Genomic DNA, 17131 nt, shown 5'->3' on the forward strand with positions numbered 1-17131 from the left:
ACAGCCGCTACGAATCGCACCCGTTGTTGAAGGAGGAATCAGAATATTCCTCCTTCATCCTTCATCCTTTCAGATAGCCCTTGTGAGCATTCTACGGGAAGAAGGTCAACACAGAATCTTCTGTTTACCCAGATTCCAGGATTACGCGATATCCATTTGTTGTATCTTGAAGGTCAGTCTTCGGGTATCGGGATTGAATAGCTGGTTTGCTGCTGCAAGCTTTGAGCGCCGCTTGGAGAGTAGTGAGCGATCGCAAACACAGGTAAGGTCAAGGTCAACAAAGCAATTGCAGTTCCTAGTAACTCTGCCCACCTTTGCGGAGGAGGTTGGTCAGAAGAGTTAGAGGACTGGCTACTTAATTCCATAAAAAGATAATTGCAAACTCAACACGATCAAATGAAACAGTGAAAAGAGGGGAAATTTTGAACCTCCTCTGTTCTTAATTCTAGCGAGTTCTTCTAAGCTGTCTGTCGTCTATTAAACAATCTCAACCTATAGATAGGTGCTATCAAACACACTGATAGATGTCAACCGTCTTTGGGAATAGAAGATTGAAGCTTAAAAGGAGGAGAAATTTTAGGTTAGTTTAAACATTTAACTTGCAAGTTGTTAACTTGCAAGAATCGGGGCTGAATTCTAGTGCCCGACGAAGCTATGATGCATAAAAGAAGCTCACACCGGAAGATGGAGTGGTAGCCATGTACCTTCCCACTGCCCTTGCCGACGAACTCAAGCTCTACCTAGAGCAACTGGCTGATAAGGGAGAGACACAAGCGCAAACCCTGTTGACTCAAATCGAACAAGTTGCGACTCCTAGCTCAACGCTGACAACGCTAACGGATATGGAGCAAGAAATGTCTTCCACACCTCCAGAAGGGATGGGTTTGAGGTGTTGAACACTAATGCCAACAGCAAGACGTTCCAATAGCAAGACGAAGCTTTGTTCCTTGTCCGTCAGTAGTAGGTGGTAACGATTTTTTCCCTATCCGCTACTCACTACCCCATTATCGATTCTGATGTCTCAGCCTCCTCCCAAGCCTCCTATAAGATCGACGGACGCCAAGTCAGCTAGAATTAAGCGCCTGCGATCGCTTACTTATATTCTGGATAATGCGATCGCGATTCCGGGAACTTCCTACCGCGTGGGCATCGATCCTCTACTTGGACTGCTCCCTGGAGGCGGGGATATACTAGGAAGTGCCTTGTCAGGCTATATCGTGCTGGAGGCAGCGCTGCTGGGTCTACCACGAGAAGCTTTGGTGCGGATGGTGCTAAATATTATTTTTGAGACTTTAGTTGGCACTGTGCCGGTGTTGGGGGATTTCTTTGACGCTACCTGGAAAGCGAATGCTAAAAACATGATGCTTCTAGAAGCTCATCTCGCTTCTCCTCGGCAGAGTCAAAAGGCAGATTGGTGGTTTATCATTCTGCTGTTGGGTGGGTTGATGCTCTTTGTGATTTGCATTGCTGCTTTCAGTCTTTTTATCCTGAATCTGCTGTGGCAAACGATAACTAAATAAAAATTAAAAACTTTAATTCGTTTCTCCTTTCCAATCTGATATTTTTAATTCCTTGCAAGCAAAGTTTATTGGCTAACCCTTGAATTCGATTCTCAAGGGAATTGTACAACAGATGAGTAAGAAAGACTGGTGGGAAGCCACATTTCCAAACGGGCGTCAAACGATAACCATTTCTGATGCTAACGGGAATCCTGTAAAAATTGCTTATGGCGAAAAAGGTACAGGTAAACCGCTATTTTTAGTGCATGGAATGGCGAGCTGGAGCTACAATTGGCGTTACGCGATTGAGCCATTGTCACAACATTTTCGCGTTATCTGTTTCGATGCGAAAGGACACGGTTTTTCCGAGATGCCATCACACCCGGAAATACTCGGTCATCAATCGCTCGAACTAGAGCAGATCGTGCGAGCGTTATGCGATGAACCGGCTGTTGTGGTAGCCCTATCTTTGGGGGCATTAGTGACCCTCGCCACCGCCCAAGCGCATCCAGATTTGTTCGATCGATTAGTTGTAATTAATGTACCGATTTTCCTCAAACGATTGCCGTTTTGGGGGATGCAGTTATTAGCAGATTTGCCGTTAGATTTAGTTAAGATAGCGGATCACTTGCGCGTGACTCAACTATTTGCACCGCTACTGTGGCAAATTGTAGCCTTCGGGCGTCGGGAAGTTGTAGTGGATTGGACACGAATTACACCCGAAGAAGTTTACTGGATTACTTATCCGTATGTCGAATTTCCGAATGCTTTGACAAAAACTGCCGAGGATTTACAACACGCAGCGCAAGAAATTCAGCGTTTGGTAAAGAATGAACCGAATTTAATTCGTAACGTCCAAGATAACCTGAGTGCGATCGCGTGTCCGACTCTAATTCTTTGGGGCGATCAAGACCAGTGGTTCCCGGTTGCTGATGGCGAAAAATTACACGCCTGTATGCCCGGTTCTAAGTTTAAGATTATCCCCGACTGCGGTCATGATGCGGCGGGAAGTCACGCAAATGCGATCGCGTCCGAGATTCTTGAGTTTATGCGCGATACAGATTTTCTAAATTCAGAATCTTTGTATCGTTTTTAGCAGTAAAGTTACCCTAAGTGTTGTCCATCTAATTCCAAATTCCACTAGGTGCAGGGAGATCCCGCACCTACTAGCTTATATAAACAAAGTCCGCGCCGTCGCCAAAGGCAAGCGATGAGAGAGATGTGTCGCCGTATTGTTAGGTTGCGATCGCATTCCCGTCAGTTATGATAGTTTCTTCTCTGCTTGGAACCTCAGCCAGTTCTTAAATACGACCGATTTAAAATTCAACTGTTCAACCAAAAGGATGAGCCAAATTAATCCACCAGTAGTAGGCTGATTAGTAATAATTCGCTTATATTTTTAAATACACTTCGCACTCTAGTTTCAGAGGTAACTTCAGAAGTGATAAATATGTCCTTGTCTTTCATCATGCCGCTAGCGATTACCTTGCTAGCTGTTTATATCCTTCAAAATTCTGCTGACGAAATTTCCTATCTCGCCGCCGCAATTTCTCTTGTTGGTTTATTTGTAAGTTTGGTTGTAGCGCCTTGGCAAATTCAGGTATTGCTGCTATTGGTCGTACTGCTAAGCGCAAGACGACTTTTGCAGCAATGTCAGCCTGTAGTCGATGCTCAATTTGACACGCAATCTGAGCCTAAGATTGAGCCTCAACCTGAATTTCAGGAAGACGACAAGACTCAACTCAGCTATCGCGGGATTAACTACGAATCCACCTCTTCAACTGTTGAAGTAGCAGAAGTTGAAGTTACAGGAAAATACCGGGGTCAGGTTTGTAAAGTCCGCAAAACAGAAAATATGCCGGTGTCTCAACCGACATCGGGATTAAAATATCGAGGCGCTACCGTGATTTCTCAAGCTTCCCCTATACCTCCGGTTGAAGAATCAAAATAAACGCCAGAATCTTAGCCACAGATGCAACGGTAGCAATTGAGCGAATTTTGCTGCAAGCAACCTGCACTTAAAATATGCTGTTGCTCTGGTTGGATTAGGGCGATTGCTTAAACAGAAACTCTCCTCGCTGCAATTCGCGGACGACCTCCACAGGTTTCTGGAGTACGCACAATTAATGTCCCGATGTCGGTGATAGTTGACATATTTACCTCTGTAAGATTTGGCTTATATTTTAACGTTGCAGCGATCGCGCTTTTGTGTTAGGGAGTCTTCAGCTACGGGTTGTGTCATAATAAGGCGATCGACCCCCACGGAACGCTACTAATGGTGCAATCACCCGAATCTCCCAGCGAACTGGCTGCTGCCCTTCAGAACCCAGTCGATCTAAATTTCGATCTGCCCGATCCAGAGGATGAGCAGATTCCAGAGTTTGAGTTTCAGAAGCTGGTAGACAATGCTTGGCTGGTGTGCGATCGCTTCGACTTGCAGACGGAAATCTGGCGGGGGCGGATTTTGCGAATCGTGCGCGATCGAGAGAAACAAGGCGGTGACGGACGCGGTACCGGATTTCTCAATTGGCTGAAAGAACGGGAAATCAGTAAAAGTCAGGCATATTCCTTAATTCAACTGGCAAATAGTGCTGATACCCTCTTAGAAGAGGGACATCTTGACCCGGAGGCGATTCGTAGCTTCAGCAAACGCGCCTTCATCGAAACCTCTAAGGCTTCTCCAGAAATCCAACAACTGGTGACAGATGCGGCGAATAAAGGCGATCGCATTACCAGGCGCGAAGTGCGGCAACTCTCCGACGAATGGACAGCCATGAATTCAGAATTGCTACCAGATGAAGTCAAGGAAAAGGCCGCTGCGGGTTCTCTTCCCCCCCGATTTCTGTCTCCTCTGGTGCGGGAAATGGAGAAATTACCAGAATCTCACATCAGCGCCCTGAAAGAGGAAGTCGCCGGGAACCCGGATGTTGATACGGTTAAACAGGTGACATCAGATGCCCGGAATTTATCTAAATACTTAGACGCCGCCGCCCAAGTCCAGGCAATTGAGCGCACCTCTATTGACGTGGAAATGGCATTAGAGGAAGCTTTGCGTCTGGGTTGTCTAAATACCGCCGCCGATATGGTGAAGCAGGCGGCGCAACTGGAACAGACGATTGCCAAATTTTACATGACCTGGAAGCGGCTGGGCAGTCTGACCGATAGGCTGTATGTAGACACTGGCGCAAGTAGCCCTCATTTGCGATCGCTCCTTTCTTGCCTGGAACGCCTTGCGGGTGAAGTTGTGGAGGTGAGTTTGGATGATGAAGGCGATCGCACGATTCGCCTCAAAGTCATCGCAGATAACGCCTAAAACGCTCTCTTCAGAGGCGATTAATCGCGTTTCTCCAGAGATATCCCAAGATAGGTCAATTCGATCTCTTCTTGGGGCGGATCAATTTTTTAACCTTCCTCCAAATTGCGCCCGGATTTAAATAAGCCCGATATTTGGTTGCGGCTTCTTTTCCGACTAGCACTAAACCCACCCAAAACGCAACTTCTCCCACAACTGCAAGAATGGGAACTAATATGGCTTTTTGGGCGATCGCTAGCGGTAGCAAGGGCACCACTAAGAGGATTGCCACCCAAGGCAGGAAAGAGAAAACAATTAAAAATATACCGAGTTTCTGCATACTCCTGATTGTGACAAACTGTAACAAGATTGACAGGATATATGCACAATATCTTGTAGGGATCTAGAAGACATCCCCTGCAAGCGTCAGATTAATTCTTAATCCCCGTCGCCGCAATCCCCCGAATGAACTGACGCTGTCCGACGAGAAACAGTAACACGACAGGTACCGTAGCGATCGCAACAGCTGCCATCAGCAAAGGCCAATTATTCGTAAATTGCTCCTGAAACTCTGCCAACGCTAGCTGCACCGTCCTCAATTCCGGTCGCGTTGTAAAAATCAGGGGCTTAAACAAATCGTTCCATTCCCCAATAAAGGTGAATAGAAACAGCGTCACCAATGCCGGACGAGACAACGGTAGCATCACCCGCCACAGAATTTGTAGGCGGTTTGCCCCATCCAGCGCCGCTGCTTCCTCCAACTCCACTGGAATCGTTTGAAAATACTGCCGCAACAGAAAAATCCCAAATCCATTCGCCGCCGTAGGTAAAATCAGCGCCCAGTAAGTGTTGATCAAGTGTCCCCACTTTAAAACCAAAAAAATTGGAATTACCAACAGTTGAAAGGGAATTACCAGCGTAGCCAAGACAATCAGCAGAATTGCCTGACGCCCCTGAAACTTCAGCCGCGCCAACGCATAACCGGCGAGTGCAGCGGTGATCGTCTGAAACCCAGTTACAGCTAGCGCCACTAGGGTTGAATTGGCAAATGCTAACAGAAAGTTGCCGCGCCTCCAAGCTTCGCGGTAGTTGGCAAAGCTGGGGTTAGATGGAAAGAAGCTTCCTCCAGGTGTCGCACCCACTTTGTCAAAAGAGGTGACGAAGACAATCCCCAGCGGTAATAGCACGACACAAGCGCCCAGCAATAGCAATAGCGGGTTCGCCAGATGGAAAAGCTGAGTGGCTGACAATCGACCCTGTGGATTTTTCTTAGGCATGAATACTTACTTAAATTGACTGATCCCGTTTGGCTCCAGGATAGGTACAGTACAATTATTAGATTAAGTTACGTTACTATTCCACAGAAATTTAGGTCGGTCTAGGATCGACCTATTCGTGAGGAGCAGACAGGAGATTTATGCCGTCGCTTGAAACCAGCCAAGAAATTGACTTCCACAGTGAAACCTACAAGGACGCTTACAGCCGCATCAATGCGATTGTGATTGAAGGCGAACAAGAGGCTCATGAGAATTACATCAAGTTAGCAGAATTGCTACCAGAAGATAAGGAGCAGTTGATCCGTTTATCCAAAATGGAGAGTCGTCACAAGAAAGGATTTGAAGCCTGCGGGCGGAATCTCGAAGTGACGCCAGATATAGAATTTGCTCGCAAGTTCTTCTCCGGACTGCACCAAAATTTCCAAGATGCGGCAGCAGAAGGCGGGATTGTGACCTGTTTGCTGATTCAAGCATTAATTATCGAATGCTTTGCGATCGCTGCTTACAACATCTATATCCCCGTTGCTGATGACTTCGCCCGTAAAATTACTGAGGGTGTTGTTAAAGATGAATACAGCCATCTCAACTACGGCGAAGTTTGGCTGAAAAACCATTTCGAGGAATCCAAAGCAGAATTTGAAGCAGCTAATCGTCAGAACCTTCCCATCGTCTGGCGGATGCTCAACGAAGTCGAAAAGGATGCCAGTATTCTGGGAATGGACAAAGAATCTTTAGTTGAAGACTTCATGATTCAATACGGCGAAGCGCTGAGCAATATTGGCTTTACTACCCGCGATATCATGCGGATGTCAGCCTACGGGCTTGCCGCTGCATAGTTGCCTAGTATAACTTGTGGGGGATGTCAAGTCAGGTAGTGCAGAGTAAGAGTGGGGAATTGCCTGAAACCAAGTCATCTATTTGAGGACGGAGTCAATGAAGGCGCTTTTACTCTCCCCCACTTTTCCCCAGTCTTTCTGGTCATATGACCGTTTTATGGAAATCGCTGGACTCAAAGCAGTGATCCCTCCTTTGGGAATTATTACAGTTGCAGCACTGTTGCCAAAAGATTGGGAAATTAAGTTTTATGACCGCAATGTGAAGACTGAGACGGAGGCCGATTGGGAGTGGTGCGACATCGTTGTTCTATCGGCAATGCTGGCACAACGAGAAGATTTTCACTTCCTGATCAAAAAGGCTGTCGAGTTAGGAAAAAAAGTGGCAGTTGGAGGGCCTTATCCAACGTCCGTTCCTGAAGACGCTCTCGCCTCTGGAGCACATTATCTAATTTTGGATGAAGGAGAATTAACAGTACCGGACTTCCTGCAAGCGATCGCTCAGGGTCAAGAAAAAGGTGTTTTTCGCTCCATCGAAAAGCCGGATGTTACCCTAAGTCCCCTTCCTCGCTTTGATTTACTGAAGCGAGATGCCTACTTGATGATGGCAATTCAGTTTTCTCGCGGTTGCCCGTTTAACTGCGAATTCTGCGACATTATCAGCCTCTACGGTCGCAAACCGCGTACCAAAGAACCGGCTCAAGTGTTGGCAGAGTTGCAAAGCCTCTATGACTTAGGCTGGCGGGGTTCCCTATTCATCGTCGATGACAATTTTATTGGCAATCAGCGCAACGTCAAGCGCTTGCTAAGAGAATTGATTCCTTGGATGCAGGAACACAACTATCCCTTCACCTTCATGACCGAAGCCTCTGTTAATTTAGCAGAGGATGATGAACTACTACAGTTGATGAAAAAAGCCGGTTTTTACGCCGTCTTTCTCGGTATTGAAACCCCAGATCAAGACAGCCTGCAAGTCACTCGAAAGCTTCAAAATACCCGCAACCCGCTTTTAGAAGCGTGTCGCAAGATCAACGAAGCCGGAATGCTAATTTATGCAGGATTTATTCTCGGCTTCGATGGCGAACGCGCGGGTGCTGGCGATCGCATTCAAGCCTTTGTCGAACAAACCAGCATTCCTCAACCGATGCTAGGCATTCTGCAAGCCTTACCGAATACGGCTCTGTGGACTCGACTCCAAAAAGAGCAGCGTTTATTAGAAGGAGTTGGCATCACTGAGGTAGGCGATCAGAATTCCTTGATGAATTTTACGCCTAGCCGACCTTTAGCAGACATTGCCAGAGAGTATGTAGAAGGCTTCTGGACAATGTACGAACCCCAGAACTATCTCAGACGCTGTTTTAATCAATGCCTTAACATCGTTCCACCGCCAGGAAGAACGCAAAATATGTACTTCCCCGCTGGCAAAGGACTGCGGCTAGTCGCCCAGTTAATTTGGCATCAGGGCATTCGGCGACCTGAAATTCGCGGTCAATTTTGGCGACAGCTTTGGCTGATTTTACGCCAAAAGCCTCAATTCCTAAATATGTATCTCGGCTTATGTGCCGCTGGAGAGCATTTTTGGGAGTACCGCCTTTTAGCCAGAGAACGGATTACCCAACAGCTCGGCTACGATCCGATCGCTACGCCAGCCTCAACCGAACAAAAACCCGCGCTTGTAAATGTCTGATCCGAGCTTTCCGCTCGCTAGAAGGCAAGAAAACAGCCATTTATCAATGTAAATCAACCTGCCGCTCAGAAGAGCGGCAATTTTTTGTACTATTGTTAAGAGTATTTAACTATTTTTTCCCTTCCACCTTCCTTTCCTATCCAGAGGCGTAGTTAGAACCATTCATGTTTGGTTTAATCGGTCACCTTACTAATTTGCAACACGCTCAATCTGTGGCTAGAGAGCTTGGCTACCCAGAATATGCCGATCAAGGGCTAGATTTTTGGTGTAGCGCTCCGCCTCAAATCGTCGATCACATCACTGTCACCAGCATTACCGGGCAAAAAATCGAAGGTCGGTATGTGGAATCTTGCTTTGTACCAGAAATGCTGGCCAGTGGGAGAGGTAAGACAGCAGTCCGGAAAGTTCTCAACGCAATGGCTCATGCTCAAAAACATGGCATTAACATTAGTGCGCTGGGCGGCTTTTCCTCGATTATTTTTGAAGAATTCAACCTGCATGAAAGTAAGCAGGTTCGCAATATCAAACTGGAATTTGAGCGGTTTACTACCGGCAATACCCATACGGCTTACATTATCTGTCGCCAATTGGAAGAAGTGTCGAAAGAGCTGGGCATCGATCTCAGTAAAGCAACTGTGGCGGTTTGTGGAGCTACAGGCGATATTGGCAGCGCTGTCTGTCGTTGGCTAGATGCTCGAACTGAGGTGCCAGAACTGTTGCTGATTGCCCGGAAGCAAGAGCGATTGCAAGCTTTGCAGGCGGAACTCGGCAGAGGCAAAATCATGGGATTGGAAGCGGCGCTGCCTTTGGCTGATATTGTAGTTTGGGTAGCCAGTATGCCCAAAGGGATGGAAATTGACCCCACGGTTTTGAAAAAACCTTGTTTGCTGATTGATGGGGGCTACCCGAAAAACCTGTCAACAAAAATTCAGCATCCGGGCGTCTATGTCGTCAATGGGGGGATTGTTGAGCATTCCCTGGATATTGACTGGCGGATTATGAAAATCGTCAATTTGATGGAAGCTCCGGGACGCCAGTTATTCGCCTGTTTTGCCGAATCGATGCTATTGGAATTTGAAAAGTGGCACACCAACTTTTCTTGGGGACGCAATCAAATTACCGTGGAGAAGATGGAGCAAATCGGTGAATCCTCCGTGAGGCATGGATTCCGACCTTTGTTGACTTATTAGTCAGGAGTCAGGAGTCAGTTGTCAGTTGATAGAAAAAGGCTAGTTATTTTTTGTCTAGTGTTACTTCTTTCTTTGACTCCTAACTCCTGACGGCTGACTACTGACAACTGACTGACTACTGAGCATTGTAAGGGCGACACCCTATGCTCGTCGCTGCACTACTGACCACCGATCGCTGACTAGGAACTATGTCAACTTCTTCTGAGCGCAAGCCGTTACTTCTAGATTTTGAAAAGCCTCTGTCCGAACTAGAGGCACGAATTGACCAAATTCGCGAACTTGCAGAAGATCAGGACGTCGATGTCTCCGATCAGATTCGTCAGTTGGAGGCACGAGCAGTGCAACTTCGTGAGGAGATTTTCAATAGTTTATCCCCGTCCCAGCGGCTGCAACTGGCTCGGCATCCTCGGCGTCCCAGTACATTAGACTACATCCAGGCAATGAGCGATGAATGGATGGAACTACACGGCGATCGCGGTGGGAATGACGACCCAGCGTTAGTCGGCGGCGTAGCTCGTCTGGGTGGGCGTCCCGTTGTGATGCTGGGTCATCAAAAGGGCCGCGATACTAAGGATAATGTCGCCCGGAATTTTGGGATGCCTGCTCCAGGCGGCTACCGCAAGGCGCTGCGGTTAATGGAACACGCCAATCGCTTTGGAATGCCGATTCTCACGTTTATCGATACGCCGGGAGCCTGGGCGGGTGTGGAAGCCGAGCAACGGGGGCAGGGAGAAGCAATCGCCTATAATTTGCGGGAGATGTTCCGCCTGGATGTCCCGATCCTCTGCACCGTTATCGGGGAAGGTGGTTCTGGCGGTGCGTTGGGAATTGGCGTCGGCGACCGACTATTAATGTTTGAACACGCCGTTTATACCGTTGCGACCCCCGAAGCTTGTGCAGCAATTTTGTGGAAAGATGCTTCCAAAGCTCCCCAAGCAGCCACAGCACTAAAAATTACGGCTTGGGATTTGAAAAACTTAGGCATTCTCGATGTTCTGTTGCCCGAACCTGTTGGCGGCGCTCATGGCGAGCCGCTAAAGGCAGCTGCCATCTTAAAAGACGCTCTGTTGCAAAACTTAGAAGAACTCTCCCAGATGACCGCTCAACAGCGGCGGGAGCTACGTTATCAAAAGTTTCGGAGTATTGGCGTTTATACGGAAATCTCTGCCTAGCGGGGGTTTACCTTAGAAGACGCTGTGACGAGTGGTATAATCAACAAGGTAACAAATTATTACAAGTTCTCAGTTGAGAGGAGTTGTCTTTTAAGAAATTAGCGCTGAGCTGGCAAGCAATTAACGGCGATAGCGAATCGATCGTAGACAACGACTCAAACACTGAGAACTCAACGTAGTAAGCGTTCCCCTAGGCGATCGCTTGAGCTTATTTTGCTTTCCTACAGGGTAGCCAAACCAAGTAGGAAAAGTAAGCAAAGAGCTGATAGCTACCTAATCAAAAAATACGGGAAGAATTGATGACTTCTCCAATCGAACGGCGTGCCTTGATTACCGGGGCCAGTAGTGGGATTGGCAAGGCGACAGCTTTGGCATTTGCGAAAGCAGGATTCCATGTGGCTTTAGTCAGCCGCTCTGAGTCTAAATTAGAGGCTGTCGCTGAAGCTGCTCGGAAGACCGGGGTGACAGCGAAAGCGTATGCCCTGGATCTAGCCGATATTGAGCAGGTAAGAGAAAAGGTCGCCGCGATCGCTGACTCCTTTGGCTCGATTGATGTTCTGGTGAACAATGCCGGGATGGGCTACACCGGCGAGATTATGTCAACACCTTTATCCGAATGGCAACAAGTGATTGACCTAAATCTCACCAGCGCGTTTCAGTGTATCCAGGGAATTTTGCCCTCGATGCGCGATCGCGGCTCTGGGATAATTATTAATGTGGCATCTATTGCCGGTCAGCAACCTTTTCCTGGCTGGGGTGCCTACAACGTTAGCAAAGCGGCTCTGATTGCCTTATCGAAAACCCTCGCAGCAGAAGAACGTGCCAAAGGCATTCGCGTTGTAACGATCTCTCCAGGTGCTGTCAATACCCCAATTTGGGACACAGAAACGGTTCAAGTCGAACTGAACCGTTCAGCCATGTTAACACCAGAAATCGTTGCCCAGTCGATTCTGCACATGGCTCTCGTGCCAGAACAGGCAGTGATTGAGGAATTAACCTTAATGCCGAACGCTGGCGTTTTATGAGTTGTAAGTTTTGAATGATGAATTAAACCTAAATTCATCATTCAACAGTCTCAAAAAATTCCTAACGAACTCATCACTCCGTTAACCACTCCAAACCCTAACAAAGACTGAATCATGACTACTGCTTCTTCCCACGGTTCTAATGGCTCTAACCCATCAGGCGATTTGAGCGCCAAAATTGCTCCGCCGCGACCTGACCGCAACACAATGAATGGTAGAGAACCCAATTTGCAGCCGCCTCCGGAAGAACTCAACGATGAGATGATGAGTGCTGTAAGGACGCTGCTACTGGGAGTGGGTGAAGACCCGGAACGGGAAGGCTTACTCAAAACGCCTAAGCGAGTAGCAGAAGCAATGCGCTTTCTTACCAGTGGCTATACTCAGTCGCTAGAAGACCTTGTCAACGGAGCTATCTTTGATGAGGGTCACAACGAGATGGTTCTTGTCCGGGATATCAATGTCTTTAGCCTCTGCGAACACCATATGCTGCCATTTATGGGTAAGGCGCACGTCGCCTATATCCCTAACCAAAAAGTGGTAGGTCTTAGCAAGCTTGCTCGGATTGTTGAGATGTATTCTCGCCGCTTGCAGGTACAGGAACGGCTGACGCGCCAGATTGCTGAAGCGGTGCAGACGATTCTTGAGCCGAAGGGAGTCGCTGTTGTCATGGAAGCTACCCATATGTGTATGGTAATGCGAGGTGTCCAGAAGCCCGGTTCTTGGACTGTTACCAGTGCGATGGTCGGCGTATTTCAGGACGAGCAAAAAACTCGTGAAGAGTTTCTTAATTTAATTCGTCACCAACCCGCTTTCTTTTAAGCGTTGTTGGCAGTAACAGCAGGGAGATTTCGCTCCTCATCAAGAGAAAACTCCTAATTTCTTAAAGTAGGGACACGGCAAGGCCGTGTCCCTATAACGGTTAATGGATCGGGTTTTTATACCATTTGGTTCATAAAGCGCTACATTAACAATTCCCCCACCCCCCGATAAATTGGGAGGCTAAGAAGTCTAGATGTTGCAAACAAAAGAACAAAATGGTTTTACAATCAGCATCCCCCCATTTGCTGACGCACTTGAGAAAGAGCATACCAAGTCTTTTCACCAACAATTCCATCTACTAATAAACCGTTGCGTTTTTGGAAGAAACTAACAGCAGCATCGGTGCGTGGCCCAAATACGCCGTTAATTTCATCATTAAAGTCACCGGCTACAAATAGCACCTGCTGAAGTGTGATTACCGCTTCACCTTTAGCTCCGCGCTTCAGCATGGGCATATTAACCGGAGCGCCTGTATAAAGTGCTTGCCAAGTCAACGGCCCGACAATGCCATCTTCTTTGAGAAAAACCCAATTCTGAAAAACAATGACGGCATATTCTACTTCTTGATTAAAAATTCCGTGAATCGCTCCGAAATAAGCGCATCTATCAGTTAATATTTGTTGTAATTCTCTAACTACCGATCCAGAGCTGCCTAACCCTAGAACGGGTTTATTAAACTGAGCTTGATTCGTGAAGGTTTGATTGGATTCGTTAGCAAGCATGATGTGGAGTCCTTTGGATTTGTTGGTGTTCTACATCTCCAAAGTACTTTTAAGAAAGTGCTTGTCACTTCGCACAGTCGGGTAAACTAACTGGATTGGTTTGCTCTCGTTCTATCTGTTCACCCATTAGCAGGAGGCGATCGTGCCAAAAGAGCGAAGCTCCCTACAACTTGAACCGTGTTCCCCGCAGTTTCTCAAACAAATCTGCAACTCGATTTAAATCTTTATCTCCAGGCGATCGCTCAACGCCACTCGATAAATCAATCCCGCTAGGATGCAGTTGCGCGATCGCGTCCAAAATATTGTCTGGTGTCAAGCCACCGGCAAGCAACCAGGGACAGCTAGGATTGAACTGTTGGAGGTTCTTCCAGTCCAACGTTTTGCCAGTACCTCCCAACATTTGGGGATGATAAGCGTCCAGCAACAAGGTATTCGCACACTCTGCATAGACATCTGCCTGAGTTAAATCCTCTAGAGTTTTCACTCTCAGCGCTTTGATGATTTCCACGCTGGGCAGCAATTGGCGCAACTGACGGCAAAATTCTGGTGTTTCTCCGCCATGTAACTGCACGCCTGTCAAGTTAGCGACGGCGACACATTGATAGATTTCTTCCAGCGTTGTGTTGGCAAAGACACCAATCCGCTCAACGTCAGGGGGTAAGCGTTCCATCACGGAGCGGATTTGAACTGCACTGACGTAGCGCGGGGACGAGGACACGCAAATAAATCCTAGGGCGGTTGCTCCCAGTTGCGCGATCGCTTGCCCCTGATCTGGTTTGGTAATCCCGCAAATCTTGACTCGCATTAAATTTTTTCGATTTGTATCAAAAATTAATATAACTGTTAACTGTTAAAACAAATTCCGACTTTTTACTAAGAGGTTTCTATAATACTTTGGGTTTTGATATTTGTGTCCAAGCAGGAGACAAGAACTTGATTCACTTGACAATACTCGCCGCTGTACAATCTACCGTTCCCGCGACCCCATCGTGGACTCCAATGGTCGGATTGGTGATGATTCTGTGCAACCTGTTGGCGATCGCCATCGGTCGCTTCGCTATCCAGAAGCCAGGAGTAGGGCCAGACCTGCCCCTGGCTAAACCCGCTTTGTTACGCAATTTTACAGTGCCTGAACTCCTAGCGACAATGAGCTTCGGTCACATTATTGGAACAGGCGTCATCCTCGGATTAACCAACGCAGGTGCCCTTTAAAAGGCCATTGTTTCTGCTTTGGGTGACTTAAAAATTTAGCTCATCCATCAGGAAGAATCAACAGTTCCCTCCGCGTTTTATAATCCCTTCGTTGCTGATTTTATCAAAGCAGGAGAAAAGAAATTGATTGACTTAAGTTTACTTGCAGCATTGCAGCAGACAGTTCCTTCAACACCAACAATCGGCCCTGGTGTATTCATTGTCATGACTGCTTTCAACATTCTGGGTCTTTTTCTGGCCCGCAACGCTGTCCAAAAGCCGGGAGTTGGCCCTAAACTGCCTTTCCCACTGCCTGGTTTTGGTAAGAACTTTAGCGTCGCTCAATTTATTGCAGGTTTGAGTTTTGGACACATTCTGGGAACAGGTGCCATCTTGGGACTGACCAATACGGGTCTCCTTTAGAAGCCATCGCTCGATAATAACTGTCTTTTCAGTGAAGTTAGTAGAGTGGGCGCTGCTCACCAATTACCCCAAAGGTCGGCAAGGCTCACTCTCCTACTTCACGCTTCATTTTCCATGCTTCTACAAGAGCCGTCGTATATCCTGGTAAGTGCAAGGATTAGATGGGAAAGTTTGATGCAGGCAGCTTGGCGAGTTGGCGCTCTATTCGGAATTCCGCTATTTATAGATTATTCGTGGTTTTTTATTTTAGCTTTGATCGCCTTTGCGAATGCCCTGGATTTCTCACCCGTCTTGGGTCCAGTCCTCGGCGGGGGTGCGGGATTATTAATGGCTTTATTGCTGTTTGGTTCGGTTTTACTGCACGAACTGGGTCACAGTTTAGTCGCGCGATCGCAAGGGATTGAAGTAAATTCGATTACTTTATTTCTCTTTGGCGGGATTGCAGCGATTGACCGGGAATCCAAAACCCCAGAAGCAGCCTTTCAAGTCGCGATCGCTGGCCCTGCGGTCAGCCTAGTGCTGTACTCGCTATTTTACTTAGTGGCTCATGGACTGCCAATCTCCGGTATCGTGCAGGTCATGGCATTAGACTTAGCAAAGATTAACCTAGTCTTGGCTTTATTCAACCTGATTCCCGGTCTCCCCTTAGATGGCGGACAAGTTGTGAAAGCAGCCGTGTGGAAGTTCACCGGAGACCGCTTTCAGGGCGTCCGTTGGGCAGCCAAAAGCGGTTTAATTTTAGGTTGGGGCGCGATCGCTGTCGGAGTGGCGATTATTGCTTTCAAGGATCAGTGGTTCAGTGGCTTCTGGATTTCCTTACTCGGCTGGTTTGGGATTCGCAACGCCCGTTCCTACGACCAGATGACCACCCTCCAAGAATCCTTACTCCAGATCGTGGCGAAAGACGCCATGACCCAAGAATTTCGGGTGGTGGATGCGAACAAGACCTTGCGCCAGTTTGCCGATGAGTACATTTTGGAAGCTTCCCACTTTCCGGTTTACTTTGCGGCGAGTGAAGGTCGCTATCGCGGTTTAGTCTCTGTTGAAGATTTGCATTTCGTAGAGCGCGGTCTGTGGGAAACGCAAAATTTGCATAGTATTGTGCATCCCCTGACGGAAATTGCTACTGTTGAAGAGAAAATGCCTTTGGTAGAAGTAATTAACTGCATGGAAGCCAAGCAGTTAAATTGGATTACTGTCCTCTCACCGGCTGGGACAGTCGCCGGTATTATCGACCGGGGCGATGTTGTCCGCGCTGTTGCATCGAAGCTGAATTTACTCATTTCTGATGCAGAAATCAAGCGGGTCAAGGCAGAAGGCAGCTATCCGCCGAGTTTGCAGTTACAAGCGATCGCAAAATCAACAACTGATTAATTGACACTAGAAAACGAGTCTGAATATGCTCATACAGCACTTCCAGATGCTCGCACGCTACAACACGCTGGCAAATCGCAGACTTTATGAAGTTTGCACTCGGCTGGATGATGTAGAACGTAAGCGCATCAGACCCGCCTTCTTTAAAAGTATTCACGGGACGCTGAATCACATCATGATAGGCGATCGCATTTGGTTATCGCGGTTTGAGGGCAAAGAAGTCCCCTCAACCGGACTTGACGCAATTCTCTATAAGGATTTCGACAAGCTTACCAAAGCGCGTGTATTAGAAGATGAGCGCATCGAAGCCTTCTCAGATAGTTTAAACGACGAATTCTTGAGCGGTACGATCAAGTACCGCAATAACCAAGGAAATATTTATATCGATCCGGTTGATTTGTTGATCGCACACTTTTTTAATCACCAGACCCACCACCGAGGACAAGTTCACGATCTGTTAACGCAGACTGAAATTGCCCCGCCAGTTCTAGATATGCACCGAGTTATCCGACCTGGCGTTGCTGAAAGAGTAATGCTAGATTTGGTATAATAGAAGGATGAAATGCCCTGAATGTAACTCCACTCAAACCGCTAAGAACGGACATCGTCGAGGCAGACAGTGCTATA

Annotated in this window: 20 protein-coding genes and 1 pseudogene; 15 read left to right on the forward strand and 6 right to left on the reverse strand. The window is 47.5% G+C overall.

Annotated features, from left to right (window positions below; genetic code table 11):
- Positions 1–173 precede the first annotated feature (173 nt).
- Positions 174–365: a hypothetical protein gene (locus tag NC996_RS10950; protein ID WP_190412350.1), complete on the reverse strand. Its 192-nt coding sequence runs from the start codon at positions 363–365 to the stop codon at positions 174–176.
- Positions 366–698: 333 nt separating this feature from the next.
- Between NC996_RS10950 and NC996_RS10955 the strand changes: the two genes are divergently transcribed.
- The 4 genes from NC996_RS10955 (at position 699) to NC996_RS10970 (ending at position 3450) form a co-directional block, all read left to right on the forward strand.
- Positions 699–896, forward strand: coding sequence for a hypothetical protein (locus tag NC996_RS10955; protein WP_190430696.1), 198 nt, complete (start codon positions 699–701; stop codon positions 894–896).
- A gap of 120 nt (positions 897–1016) precedes the next feature.
- On the forward strand, positions 1017–1520 hold the full coding sequence (locus tag NC996_RS10960) for a DUF4112 domain-containing protein (protein WP_190412352.1): 504 nt from the start codon (positions 1017–1019) through the stop codon (positions 1518–1520).
- A gap of 112 nt (positions 1521–1632) precedes the next feature.
- Entirely contained in the window at positions 1633–2595 is a 963-nt protein-coding gene (locus NC996_RS10965) for an alpha/beta hydrolase (RefSeq protein ID WP_190685125.1), read from the forward strand.
- Between the two features lie 354 nt (positions 2596–2949).
- Positions 2950–3450, forward strand: a complete 501-nt coding sequence (locus tag NC996_RS10970; protein ID WP_190667039.1) for a DUF4278 domain-containing protein — start codon at positions 2950–2952, stop codon at positions 3448–3450.
- A 110-nt stretch (positions 3451–3560) separates the two neighbouring features.
- Here the strand turns inward: NC996_RS10970 and NC996_RS10975 are convergent.
- A pseudogene (locus tag NC996_RS10975) lies at positions 3561–3653 on the reverse strand (DUF433 domain-containing protein); the annotation flags it as partial.
- A gap of 121 nt (positions 3654–3774) precedes the next feature.
- Here NC996_RS10975 and NC996_RS10980 point away from each other — a divergent pair.
- Positions 3775–4812, forward strand: a complete 1038-nt coding sequence (locus NC996_RS10980; RefSeq protein ID WP_190667037.1) for a hypothetical protein — start codon at positions 3775–3777, stop codon at positions 4810–4812.
- A 55-nt stretch (positions 4813–4867) separates the two neighbouring features.
- On the opposite strand, the gene NC996_RS10985 is transcribed toward NC996_RS10980, so the two are convergent.
- Together NC996_RS10985 and NC996_RS10990 are read right to left on the reverse strand one after the other, a co-directional pair.
- The gene (locus tag NC996_RS10985) at positions 4868–5131 is read right to left on the reverse strand and encodes a transporter suffix domain-containing protein (protein WP_190667035.1); all 264 of its coding nucleotides are present in this window, start codon (positions 5129–5131) and stop codon (positions 4868–4870) included.
- A gap of 91 nt (positions 5132–5222) precedes the next feature.
- Positions 5223–6068 (reverse strand): carbohydrate ABC transporter permease, encoded by an 846-nt coding sequence (locus NC996_RS10990; RefSeq protein WP_190685128.1) that lies wholly within the window; start codon positions 6066–6068, stop codon positions 5223–5225.
- A 140-nt stretch (positions 6069–6208) separates the two neighbouring features.
- Between NC996_RS10990 and NC996_RS10995 the strand changes: the two genes are divergently transcribed.
- The 6 genes from NC996_RS10995 (at position 6209) to folE (ending at position 12794) form a co-directional block, all read left to right on the forward strand.
- Positions 6209–6904 carry an aldehyde oxygenase (deformylating) gene (locus NC996_RS10995; RefSeq protein ID WP_190528748.1) on the forward strand — a complete coding sequence of 232 codons (696 nt, stop codon included), beginning with the start codon at positions 6209–6211 and terminating at the stop codon, positions 6902–6904.
- A 97-nt stretch (positions 6905–7001) separates the two neighbouring features.
- Complete coding sequence (locus NC996_RS11000; protein ID WP_190685131.1) at positions 7002–8588, forward strand: B12-binding domain-containing radical SAM protein; 1587 nt, start codon at positions 7002–7004, stop codon at positions 8586–8588.
- A 164-nt stretch (positions 8589–8752) separates the two neighbouring features.
- Entirely contained in the window at positions 8753–9778 is a 1026-nt protein-coding gene (locus NC996_RS11005) for a long-chain acyl-[acyl-carrier-protein] reductase (protein ID WP_190685133.1), read from the forward strand.
- A 188-nt stretch (positions 9779–9966) separates the two neighbouring features.
- Complete coding sequence (gene accA / locus NC996_RS11010) at positions 9967–10950, forward strand: acetyl-CoA carboxylase carboxyl transferase subunit alpha (protein ID WP_190685137.1); 984 nt, start codon at positions 9967–9969, stop codon at positions 10948–10950.
- Between the two features lie 299 nt (positions 10951–11249).
- Positions 11250–11975: an SDR family oxidoreductase gene (locus NC996_RS11015; RefSeq protein WP_190528750.1), complete on the forward strand. Its 726-nt coding sequence runs from the start codon at positions 11250–11252 to the stop codon at positions 11973–11975.
- 114 nt (positions 11976–12089) lie between these two features.
- Positions 12090–12794: a GTP cyclohydrolase I FolE gene (gene folE, locus NC996_RS11020; protein ID WP_190412364.1), complete on the forward strand. Its 705-nt coding sequence runs from the start codon at positions 12090–12092 to the stop codon at positions 12792–12794.
- A 227-nt stretch (positions 12795–13021) separates the two neighbouring features.
- On the opposite strand, the gene NC996_RS11025 is transcribed toward folE, so the two are convergent.
- Both NC996_RS11025 and NC996_RS11030 read right to left on the reverse strand, forming a co-directional pair.
- Entirely contained in the window at positions 13022–13516 is a 495-nt protein-coding gene (locus tag NC996_RS11025) for a peptidoglycan-binding protein (protein ID WP_190685140.1), read from the reverse strand.
- A gap of 163 nt (positions 13517–13679) precedes the next feature.
- A complete protein-coding gene (locus NC996_RS11030) occupies positions 13680–14321 on the reverse strand; it encodes a phosphoribosylanthranilate isomerase (RefSeq protein WP_190430705.1) in 642 nt (213 codons plus the stop codon).
- Positions 14322–14449: 128 nt separating this feature from the next.
- On the opposite strand from NC996_RS11030, the gene psaK (NC996_RS11035) reads away from it, so the two are divergent.
- The 4 genes from psaK (NC996_RS11035) to NC996_RS11050 all read left to right on the forward strand — a co-directional run bounded on the left by psaK (NC996_RS11035) (position 14450) and on the right by NC996_RS11050 (position 17054).
- On the forward strand, positions 14450–14728 hold the full coding sequence (gene psaK, locus NC996_RS11035) for a photosystem I reaction center subunit PsaK (protein WP_190412367.1): 279 nt from the start codon (positions 14450–14452) through the stop codon (positions 14726–14728).
- A 123-nt stretch (positions 14729–14851) separates the two neighbouring features.
- Positions 14852–15130: a photosystem I reaction center subunit PsaK gene (psaK, locus tag NC996_RS11040; protein ID WP_190685143.1), complete on the forward strand. Its 279-nt coding sequence runs from the start codon at positions 14852–14854 to the stop codon at positions 15128–15130.
- Between the two features lie 174 nt (positions 15131–15304).
- The gene (locus NC996_RS11045; protein ID WP_190685145.1) at positions 15305–16504 is read left to right on the forward strand and encodes a site-2 protease family protein; all 1200 of its coding nucleotides are present in this window, start codon (positions 15305–15307) and stop codon (positions 16502–16504) included.
- 25 nt (positions 16505–16529) lie between these two features.
- Positions 16530–17054, forward strand: coding sequence for a DinB family protein (locus NC996_RS11050; RefSeq protein ID WP_190685148.1), 525 nt, complete (start codon positions 16530–16532; stop codon positions 17052–17054).
- Positions 17055–17131: the final 77 nt, after the last annotated feature.

This window comes from Trichocoleus sp. ST-U2, assembly GCF_039961875.1.
GTDB lineage: Bacteria > Cyanobacteriota > Cyanobacteriia > Cyanobacteriales > FACHB-T130 > FACHB-T130.